The sequence below is a fragment of the uncultured Campylobacter sp. genome (assembly GCF_937997595.1).
Lineage (GTDB): Bacteria > Campylobacterota > Campylobacteria > Campylobacterales > Campylobacteraceae > Campylobacter_B.
The window spans coordinates 1-9,660 of record NZ_CALKTS010000349.1 but is presented as its reverse complement, the minus strand read 5'-3'; the positions used below and the strand labels follow the sequence as shown (position 1 = coordinate 9,660).

7 protein-coding genes are annotated in these 9,660 nt (G+C 49.6%); all 7 read left to right on the top strand.

The features are described from left to right. Window positions 1-354: 354 nt before the first annotated feature. The 7 genes from recG to Q0614_RS11770 all read left to right on the top strand — a co-directional run bounded on the left by recG (window position 355) and on the right by Q0614_RS11770 (window position 8,885). Window positions 355-2,223, top strand: a complete 1,869-nt coding sequence (gene recG, locus Q0614_RS11800) for an ATP-dependent DNA helicase RecG (RefSeq protein ID WP_298788909.1) — start codon at window positions 355-357, stop codon at window positions 2,221-2,223. A 213-nt stretch (window positions 2,224-2,436) separates the two neighbouring features. Beyond that, entirely contained in the window at window positions 2,437-2,919 is a 483-nt protein-coding gene (locus Q0614_RS11795) for a hypothetical protein (RefSeq protein ID WP_298788908.1), read from the top strand. A 532-nt stretch (window positions 2,920-3,451) separates the two neighbouring features. Next, window positions 3,452-4,693, top strand: coding sequence for a histidine--tRNA ligase (gene hisS / locus Q0614_RS11790; protein WP_298788907.1), 1,242 nt, complete (start codon window positions 3,452-3,454; stop codon window positions 4,691-4,693). Further along, window positions 4,690-6,528, top strand: coding sequence for a biosynthetic arginine decarboxylase (gene speA, locus Q0614_RS11785; protein ID WP_298788906.1), 1,839 nt, complete (start codon window positions 4,690-4,692; stop codon window positions 6,526-6,528). Before hisS ends, speA begins: the two co-directional genes overlap by 4 nt. After that, entirely contained in the window at window positions 6,525-7,220 is a 696-nt protein-coding gene (gene cysE / locus Q0614_RS11780) for a serine O-acetyltransferase (RefSeq protein ID WP_298788905.1), read from the top strand. Before speA ends, cysE begins: the two co-directional genes overlap by 4 nt. 10 nt (window positions 7,221-7,230) lie before the next feature. After that, the gene (locus Q0614_RS11775; protein ID WP_297923615.1) at window positions 7,231-7,710 is read left to right on the top strand and encodes a hypothetical protein; all 480 of its coding nucleotides are present in this window, start codon (window positions 7,231-7,233) and stop codon (window positions 7,708-7,710) included. Next, the gene (locus tag Q0614_RS11770) at window positions 7,707-8,885 is read left to right on the top strand and encodes a pyridoxal phosphate-dependent aminotransferase (RefSeq protein WP_298788903.1); all 1,179 of its coding nucleotides are present in this window, start codon (window positions 7,707-7,709) and stop codon (window positions 8,883-8,885) included. Before Q0614_RS11775 ends, Q0614_RS11770 begins: the two co-directional genes overlap by 4 nt. The last annotated feature ends 775 nt before the right edge of the window (window positions 8,886-9,660 follow it).

Here is a 9,660-nt window from a genome sequence, read left to right as displayed (position 1 = left end):
AAAATTTCAAACTATCCTCAAAGCAGCGGAGCTCTTGCCTGCGAAACAAGGTGCGGCGCGGCGAATGAAATTTTAAGCGGAGAAATTCCAAAGAGCACGAAGGCTTCGCCCCACCCAAGTCTCCGCAACGGCGAGATTGCGAGCGATGAAATCTTAGACGGCGGTCAGCCTCGGGTGCGCGGCACAGAGATTTATAACGACGAAAATTTTGACGTCCAAAGCGACGAGGATTTTCTTGCCGCATATGATACCGAAGCGCGCAGAGATGAAATTTCAAACGACCTGAAAGCCGGTAATGAAGCGACTGCAAGCGGCGGTAAAATTTCAAACGACCCAAGATCCAGCAGCGCCAAAATGGCAGCACGGTCAGCAGACTCTCAAGCCGCAACCGCGCAACCCATGCTAACTCATGTCGCTGCCGCGCAGTCCAAGACCGAGCAAGCCGCAGTCGCAAAACAAAATTTAAGCACCCAAGACATATATACGCAACCCGCAGAGATTCAAACTTCAGATGTTCGAATCGCAGATTTGCAATCCGCAATCGTCCAAACTCAAGACGTAGGTGTGCAACACGCAGCAATCCAAACTTCAAGCCAAGTAGCGAGCGCGCAAGCCGCGACCATCCAAACTTTGAGCGCACAAGCTACAGACGCAGAGCCCGTATGCGATCAAACCGAAAATATTCAGACGGCAGTGGCTGTGCAGATCGCAGAGCCTACGATCGCTCAGACCGCAAGCGCCGAGGCTGTTCAAGACGCGCTCGCCGCACCGATGAGCGCTTCGCGCGATTGTGTCGTGCAACCTACGCATTATCAAACTGAAACTATCCAGACCGCAGCCGCCCAAGCTACAATCGCCATACCTACAATCGCTCAAATTGCAAGCGACACCGGAACTGTCCATGCCGCCGAGGCTGTACAGGCTGTAGCCGTCACACAGATGAGCGGAGCTATGATTTTGCACACGCTGAAATTTGTCGAAATTCTAAACTACCTACAAAAGCTAAGTGCGAAAAAAACGAGCTTCCCTGCGCAAATTTACCCGCTGCACGACATTTCGGACTGGCTTACTTCGCTTCCTTTTGAGCCTACGAGCGATCAACTAAACGCAATAAAGGACATCGCTAGCGATCTACAAAGCCCTCTGGCGCGCCGCCGCGTCGTCATGGGCGACGTAGGCAGCGGCAAGACGCTCGTAATCCTCGCCGCGGCAGCGATGAATTACCCACGCATCAGCTATCTGATGGCGCCTACGAGCATCCTAGCCGAGCAAATTTACGCCGAAGCTCTCCGTCTGCTGCCGCCGCAGATCAAAGTCCTACTCGTAAAAAGCGGCGATCGCGAGCCGAATTTTGCGGGCGCGCACCTTATCATCGGCACTCACGCCCTGCTCTACCACGAGCTCGCGCCGTCAAATCTCATAATGGTCGATGAGCAGCACCGCTTCGGCTCCAACCAGCGCGAAAAGATCGCGCGCCTAACGGGAAGCGGCGAGTTTCGCGCGCATTTCATTCAATTTAGCGCCACGCCGATACCGCGCACGCTAAGCATGATCCAATCCGAGCTTGTGAGCTTTAGCTTTTTAAAACAGCTGCCGTTTGAAAAGCGTATCAAAACTATAATCCTACAAAACGATGGATTTGCGGGCTTTATGCAGGATCTGCGCCGCGAGCTCGCCGCGGGCAATCAAGCGATCATCGTCTATCCGCTCGTGCAACAAAGCGAAAGCTCGGTCTATCAAAGCCTTGAGGAGGCGGCGCCGTTTTGGAAGGCTCAGTTTGCGGACGTGCTGATCACTCACGGCAGCGACAAGGACAAGGAGGAGGTTCTGCGCCGCTTCCGCGACGAGGGGCGACTGCTGATAACCACGACGATCGTAGAAGTGGGCATCTCGCTGCCGCGGCTTAGCGTCATTTTAATCGTGGGTGCCGAGCGGATGGGGCTTGCGTCGCTTCATCAGCTGCGCGGGCGCGTCGGGCGCAAAGGCCAGGCGGGGCGCTGCTACCTCTACACCAAGCTAAAATCCCCGCCGCAGCGCCTGCGCGAGTTCGCAGCGACACTGGATGGATTTAAGGTCGCAAATATCGATCTGAAAAACCGCCAAGGAGGCGATCTACTCGGCGGCTCGGTGCAGCACGGCGCGATGTTTGCGTGGTATGATTACGAAGAGGACGTGACGGCGGCGGCAAAACAGCGACTGAAAGACATAGGACGGGGTGCATGAAATTCTACGAGATGCGATAGAATTTAAACGTAATTTTAGCCGCGGCAAAATTTTACGAAGCGAATGCGATTATGAGGTAAGGAGCGATCTGATATAAAATTTGAAATTTCACGGCGCAGATTGCATCGGATAAAATTTAGAGCTTTACCAAGCGTCATTTGCTTTTAATTTCTAAAATTTATGCAACTTAAAGTCCAAAAAAAGGAGAGCAAAATGGCTTACGTGACCTACGACAAGGCAAAATGGCATTGGGGCGCGGCAAATGCGCCGACTGACATTCCGCAGGAAAACGGCGCGACGCACATCGCGTTTTTCTTCCGCTGGTGCATGGAGCGCAAGCTCTATTCCAAGGACTTTGCGGCGGATTTCGCGGACGATATAGCGCGGATGGTCGATAGCTTTGATTATCGCGGGTATTTCTTTGGCGCCATGGACGGCGTGCTAAGCAGCGACGAACTAAACACCTCAGGCAAGGCCTTTGCGAAGGCCTACTACACCACAGACCGCACGAAATTTGCCAAAACGCACGGCTGGTATTTGCAAGATTACGACGATTTCGTCGCGCGAAAATTCGGCGATAAAAACTTCGACAACGCCTATTTTTACATAGAAAACTCGCCGCAAAATTACGCCGAGATCAAAGAGATCATCGACCGCCGCTACGAGGAATTCTTGAGCTTCAAGGCGGCGAAGTAGAAATTTTACCGCCGAGCTTAGTCGGTTTAAAATAGGCGCCTAAGCCGAAACGGCGCGCGATCGACGGTGCGGTAAAATTTAAAATTTTACGCAATGCGTTAAATTTTGCACAGTGCGTAAATTTCGGTGGCGTTTTAATTTTACATAGCATGCCGCGAGCCGGCGCGACGCATCGCAAATTAAATTTTAAAATCCAACCGCTGCGCAGCGCGCGATATATTAAACCTAACGGCGCGCTGTTTTTATAAGCCTGGCGCTTGTATTTGCAAACTCTCAGCACGCAATATTAGAAGCCGCCCGCCGATCGTCGCGCCGTAAATTTTATAAACGCCGATCGTTTAAAACAATTTTCAAAGATCGTGCAATCCGCATTTTAAGAATAAATTTGAAATTTTAAAATCATCGCGACGCGCGACGCAAATAAGTAAAACCGACATAAAACCGCGAGCGGCAGGGCTTAAAATTTAGGTAAATTTAACTATAATCGCCGCAAAAATTTGAAAATTTTAAAATTTCACAAAGGATTTCATAGATGATCAAAGCACTTCGCGGTATGAACGATATTTCAGGCGAGCAAGCGCGCATCTACTCGCAAATTTTAAACGTGTGCGAGCGCGTGGCGCGCAATTACGGCTTTTGTCTCATCGAGACGCCTAAGCTCGAGCAGACTGCGCTATTTCGCCGCAGCGTCGGCGAGAGCAGCGACATCGTCGGCAAAGAGATGTATGAGTTTAGCGACAAAAGCGGCGAGAGCGTCTGTCTGCGCCCCGAAGGCACCGCAGGCGTCGTGCGTGCCTTTATCGAAAAAAAGCTAGACCGCAGCGGCGGCGTGCATAAATTTTATTATCAAGGCTCGATGTTTCGCTACGAGCGCCCGCAAAAGGGGCGTCTGCGCGAGTTTCATCAATTCGGCGTCGAGTGCTTCGGGCAAAGTAGCGTTTATGAGGATGCGAGCGTGATCTTGATGCTAGCTCAAATTTTACGCGAACTGAATGTCGCCGCAACGCTTAAAATCAACTCTTTAGGCGATGAGGAGTGCATGCCTGCGTATAAAACCAAGCTCGTAAATTTCTTGCAGGATCGCAAAGACAGGCTCTGCGAGGACTGCCAAAGGCGCATCGACACCAATCCGATCCGCGTGCTGGACTGCAAAAACGAAAGCTGCCAGAAAATTTTGGTCGCCGCGCCGCTTATAACTGAAAATTTAAACGACGCCTGCGCCGCGGAATTTGCGCAGCTGCAAAGAATTTTAACCCAAAACGGACAAAAATTTCAGATCGATCCCAAGCTCGTGCGCGGGCTTGATTACTACTGCAAAACCGCCTTTGAGTTCGTCTCAAGCGAACTTGGCGCACAAAGCGCCGTAGGCGGCGGCGGGCGCTACGACAGACTCGTGGAGTTTTTAGGCGGCAGAAAGACGGCGGGCGTAGGCTTTGCGATCGGTATCGAGCGAATAGCCGAAATTTTAAAAACGCGCGAAGCCCCTCAAGAGCGCGAGGGGATTTATATCGGCGCGCTGGATGAGGCGTTTGTTAGCACGGCATTTTCATTTGCGCTAAAGCTGCGAAAGTTTTGTAAAACTCAAATTTCATACGAGCCCAGGAGCCTAGCCAAGCATTTAAAAGCGGCTGACGGGGCGGAGGCGAAATTTTGCCTTTGCATCGGGCAGGACGAGTTTGACCGCGCCGAGGTGTGGTGCAAAAATTTAGATGATCAAACCACCTTTGCGATTAAATTTAAAGAGGTCGAAGCGTTTTTTAAGGATAGAGCATGAGCGATTACGGACTAAATATTTGGGGAAATTCCAACTTCACAATAGACGGGGGCAAACTATGCCTAAACTCCGATTTCAAGCAGCCTTTGGTAGATATCATAAAAGAGATCCGCGCAGACGGCGTGCGAGGCCCGATACTGCTGCGCTTCCCGCACCTCATCAAAAAGCAGATCGTCGAAATTTACTCAAATTTTAACCGCGCCATTAAGGAGTTTGATTACAAGGGAAAATTCCACGCTGTCTATCCGCTCAAAGTAAATCAATTCCCGGGCTTCGTTAAAAATTTAGTCGATATCGGCGAGCCTTACGGATACGGGCTAGAGGCCGGCAGCAAGCCCGAACTGCTACTAGCGATGGCGTATAACAAATACGGCGCGCCGATTACCGTAAACGGTTTTAAAGATAAGGAGCTTATAAATATCGGCTTCATCGCCGCAGAGATGGGGCATAACGTGACGCTTACGATCGAGGGGCTAAACGAGCTTGAAACCATCATCGAAACGGCTAAGGAGCGCTTTGCGCCAAAGCCTTTCATCGGGCTTCGCATCAGATTGCATAACTCCGGAAGCGGTATGTGGGCGAAAAGCGGCGGGATAAATTCCAAATTCGGCCTTACCTCGACCGAGCTTATAGAGGCGATAAACTTACTGAAGAAAAACGACCTCATAGAGCAATTTACGATGATTCATTTTCATATCGGCTCGCAGATTACAGAGATCCACCCGCTCAAAAAAGCTCTCATCGAGGCGGGCAATATCTACACCGAGCTACGCAAAATGGGCGCAAAAAATTTAAAATCCATAAATTTAGGCGGAGGTCTTGCTATCGAATACTCCCAAGCCAAAGAAAGCTCCAGCCGCAACTATACACTAAAAGAATACGCTAACGACGTGGTCTTCCTGCTAAAATCGATCGCAGAGGATAAAAAAGAGGCGGAGCCCGATATTTTTATCGAGAGCGGCAGATACGTAGCCGCCAGCCATGCGGTGCTCGTAGCGCCAATTTTGGAGCTTTTTACCCAAGAATATGCCGAAGAGAAGCTCGCCCTAAAAAAGGACAATCCGCCGGTAGTCGCCGAGCTATACGATCTGTATAAAACTCTAAAGCCGTCCAACGCGCTAGAGTATCTGCACGACGCCATGTCGCATATGGAGAGCGTGCTTACCCTTTTTGATCTGGGCTACGTCGATCTGATCGACCGCTCAAACGGCGAAATTTTGGTTCATCTAATAATGCGAAAGGCGTATGGAATTTTAGGCAACAAGCAAGAATACAGCAATTTCTTAAACTCCCTAGGCAACGCCCAAGAGCGCTATTTGGTAAATTTCTCGATCTTTCAAAGCCTGCCCGATTTTTGGGGCATCAAGCAACACTTTCCGATAATGCCGCTAGAGAGGCTGGACGAGCGGGCGACGCTATCTGCTTCGATCTGGGATATCACCTGCGATAGCGACGGAGAGATCGGTTTTGATAGAGAGACCAACCCGCTATTTTTGCACGACGTAGACCCAGAAGAGGAGGAGTATTTTCTGGGCTTTTTCCTAGTGGGCGCGTATCAAGAGGTGCTAGGCATGAATCACAATCTTTTCGCTCATCCGAGCGAAGCGACCGTGATCTTACGCGATGACGGCGGTTTTGAGATCAAGGATTTCATCGAATCGCAATCGGTCATCGACATCTTGGAGGATATGGACTACGACGTAGTAGATATCCGCGAAAGCCTAAACGAGCGGATCGAAAAATCAGACCTCATAGACGCAAAAGAGAAAAAGCATATCCTTGGCGAACTATATCTGTTTTTAAACGACAACAGCTACTTAAAGACGATCAAATGAGTTTTTGGCAAATTTTAAAACGGGACTTCACCGAGCCCTTGCGCCAAGACCCCGCATGCAACAGCGTATTTGAGATATTTTTCTGCTATCCCGGCGTCTGGGCGCTGATAAATTACCGCTTCGCGCATTTTTTCTACGAGCGAGGTTTTAAGCTCATTGCTCGCGCGATCAGCGGACTTAGCCGCATAATCACCGCCGTAGATATCAACCCGGGTGCGCAGATCGGCAGAGGAGTGTTTTTCGACCACGCTACGGGGCTTGTCATCGGAGAAACGGCGATCATCGGCGATAACTGTCTGATCTATCAGGGCGTAACTCTCGGCGGCGTGAGCTTAGAGCACGGCAAGCGCCATCCGACGCTGCAAAACGGCGTCGTAGTGGGCGCGGGAGCCAAAGTATTAGGCAACATCACCATCGGCGAAAATTCCAAAATCGGTGCAAATTCCGTCGTCGTAAAAGACGTCGCGCCAAACTGCACCGCCGTAGGCGTGCCGGCTAGAATTTTAGGAAGCTGCGAGAGCGATCCTTTGGCGCATAATAAAATTCCCGATATTAGCCAAGAGCTTATCAAATATCTCATCAAGCGTATCGAAATTTTGGAAGAGTGCATCTGCAGCGGTAGAAAAGATATCTCCGCAATGGATGAGGATCTAAATAAATTCTACAAAGAGTATCTGAAATCATTAAAATAAGAGGGTTAAAGTGAAAAAAGCTCTATTTTTTACAATTTTTGCTATTTTGTCGGCAAGCGGCAGCGATGCTAATAGCGCGAAAAATTCCGCGGACGACGCCAGAATAAGCCTAGTAAAAAGTCTATACATCAAGGACACCTATTTTGGCGATCACAAAAATGCCCTATCAGCTTCTTTCAGATCCGTGCTTATGCAAGATGAAGCATCTGCTGGCGAAGGTGAGGTGGGCTGTTTGGACTACGATCCGGTAATCGGCGGTCAAGATGTCTGCGACGACGCGAAATATGATTTTGAGCTAGGGCAGCGCGATACCGTCGTAGTAACTCAAACCTGCCCCTACGGCGCGCAGACGATAATCTACAAACTCGTCCGTAGCGGAGGAGATTATAAAATCGACGATATCTACGACCAAGACCCAAGTAGCGGCAGGGCTTTTAGCGTCAAAAATCAAATTTTAAATTGTCTAAACCAATCCAAGGAGCATCAATGAAATTAACACTTTCAAGTCGCGTAAGCAAGCTCGGTGAAAGCCTAACAATCGCAATCAGCACTAAAGCCAAACAGATGAAAGCTCAGGGGCAAGACGTCGTAATCCTAAGCGCGGGCGAGCCTGATTTCGATACCGCAGAAGTCGCCAAAAAGGCGGTCATCGAGGCGATGGCTAAGGGCTGCGGCAAATACACGCCGATCTGCGGCACGCCTGAAATTTTAAATTTAATCGCGCAAAAGCTAAAGCGCGACAACGGCCTAAACTACAGACCCGATCAGATCATCACCAACGTAGGCGCCAAACACTCGCTATTTAACGCCTTTAACTGCATCTTAAACGAAGGCGATGAGGTTATAATACCGGCGCCTTATTGGGTCACCTACCCCGAAATTGTAAAATTTTGCGGCAGCAAGCCCGTCATCGTAGCCACCAAGGCGGAAAACCGATACAAAATCACCGCCTCGCAGCTCAAAGCCGCGATCACGCCGCGCACGAAGGCGCTGTGCCTTTTCAACCCGAGCAACCCCGCAGGCGCCGTATATTCGCGCCAGGAGCTACAAGAGCTTGCGGAAGTGCTAAAGGACACGGACGTTTTGGTAATTGCCGATGAAATTTACGAAAAAATCGTCTTCGGCAAGAGCTTCATAGCCGCAGCAAGCATCAGCGAGGATATGCTCGGGCGCACCGTGACGATCAACGGGCTAAGCAAATGCGGCGCGATGCCCGGCTGGCGCTTCGGATACACCGCGTGCGCAATCGACGAGCTGAATAAAGCGATGATCAGCCTGCAAAGCCAAAGCGTCAGCAACGTAGCAAGCATCGTCCAGGCAGGCGCTATGCCAGTGCTGCGGGGCGAGGCGGATGATTATATCGAGGAGATGAGGCGCGAATACGAGCGCAGGCGCGACTTCGGCACGGACGCGATAGGCGCGATCCCAGGGCTTAGTGTCGTAAAACCTGACGGCGCATTTTATTTCTTCATAGATTGCTCTCAGGTAGAACCTGATAGTATGAAATTCTGCATGCAACTGCTAGATAAAGGGCTCGTAGCCACGGTGCCAGGAAGCGGATTTGGTATGGATGGGCACTTCCGCATAAGCTTTGCATGCTCTATGGAAAATCTAAAACGCGGCTTTGAGCGCATAGAAAAATTCGTAAAAAATTACCACAGATAGGCACGCTAGCGAAATTTTGATCTAAATTTGTCGTAGCTTAGCGGCGAAATTTTTTACATAAAATTTAATGCAGCTTGGCGGCAAATTTAGTGTGGCACGGCGTAGCTCAGAATTTAATGCGGTTGTGCTAGCTAAGCGCGATTGAATTTCGTGCCGCTTTAATTAAATTTCGAGCTGCCGTATTCAGGAGCGCTTAAATTTTATGCCGTTTTATTCATATGCGGCTAATTTTGCGCTGTTATGTTACGATGCCTGCTATGACACGCACTACTCGCGATTTTAAATTTCGCTTCGGAATTTTAAAATTCCATCGCACGACGCATCTAGATTTCGTCGCAAAAGCTCCGGCACAAACGCTGCATGCGGCAGAGCTTTTAAAATTTTATCGTGAAATTTTAAAATTTTACGCCGAGGCTTTCAAACCTTGCGCTGTTTGCCGCTGCCACGTTAAATTTAACCAAACGCGACGATCGCACAAAATACGACGAACAAGACGAGCGCAACGAATACAGCCGACGCCGCATAACGACACGCGACGAAGCAAAAGCGCGCGACGCAGATCGAAAATGAGCTAAATTTTAAAATTTTACCGCGCCCGAAGCCTTGACGCAAACGCGATAAATTTTTATAATCCAGCAGACACTTGAGCCCAAGCGTATCAAATAAATTTTAAACGAAATTTCAATGCCGCCGCGCTATTTTATATTTTTATAAAGACTATTTTAGTAAAATCAGAGCTTTATGAGCGAGATAAAAATTTTAATCACCGACGAGG

Excerpts from the sequence above, each read along its gene's own strand:
- recG (WP_298788909.1), top strand. The coding sequence starts at position 355 with ATGGCAGCACGGTCAGCAGACTCTCAAGCCGCAACCGCGCAACCCATG.
- Q0614_RS11795 (WP_298788908.1), top strand. The coding sequence starts at position 2,437 with ATGGCTTACGTGACCTACGACAAGGCAAAATGGCATTGGGGCGCGGCA.
- hisS (WP_298788907.1), top strand. The coding sequence starts at position 3,452 with ATGATCAAAGCACTTCGCGGTATGAACGATATTTCAGGCGAGCAAGCG.
- Q0614_RS11770 (WP_298788903.1), top strand. The coding sequence starts at position 7,707 with ATGAAATTAACACTTTCAAGTCGCGTAAGCAAGCTCGGTGAAAGCCTA.
- speA (WP_298788906.1), top strand. The coding sequence starts at position 4,690 with ATGAGCGATTACGGACTAAATATTTGGGGAAATTCCAACTTCACAATA.
- cysE (WP_298788905.1), top strand. The coding sequence starts at position 6,525 with ATGAGTTTTTGGCAAATTTTAAAACGGGACTTCACCGAGCCCTTGCGC.